This is a genomic window from Vibrio sp. Y176 (genome assembly GCF_033438945.1).
The window spans coordinates 1-586 of record NZ_JAWOQS010000851.1 but is presented as its reverse complement, the minus strand read 5'-3'; the positions used below and the strand labels follow the sequence as shown (position 1 = coordinate 586).

The window sequence follows — 586 nt, the reverse complement described above, 5'->3', positions numbered from 1 at the left end:
AGCTCGTTACTCAGCGCAGTCAATGAGCGGTCGTCACATGCATGAAGTGTTGGTCGCTGATGGTGAGTTATCTGAGCAGGCAGAAACGTCGATGATCATCAATCGCGACTTAGAAGTAGCGATTCGACAAGACAACATCATTCCTTATTTTCAACCAATCGTGAACGCGAAATCAGGTGAAATCATTGGCTTTGAAGCATTGGCTCGATGGCCGCATCCAACGCTCGGCATTATCTCGCCGTTGATCTTTATTCCACTTGCAGAGCAAGGGAAACTGATTGTGGAACTTGGAGAGTCCATTCTCAATCAGTCTTGCGATTTTATCGGCAAACTGAACACAAAGAGACACAGCCAAGGCTTGCCGCCACTGACGGTGCACGTCAACCTGAGTGCGCAGCATTTCTACCATTCACGGCTGATTTCATTCCTGCAATCCATGATTGAAGAGCACAACATCTCTGCAGGTCATTTGGTGCTAGAAATCACCGAAAGTATGCTGATGGGCGGCGAAACGGAATCCATCCACTGCATCAACGAAATCAAACAACTGGGCGTACAACTGGCGTTGGATGATTTTGGTACGGGC

1 protein-coding gene is annotated in these 586 nt (G+C 48.1%); it reads left to right on the top strand.

All coding sequences use genetic code 11. The features are described 5' to 3' along the window. A partial coding sequence (locus tag R7O13_RS29020) for an EAL domain-containing protein (protein WP_318305478.1) occupies positions 1–586 on the top strand: 586 nt, incomplete at both ends.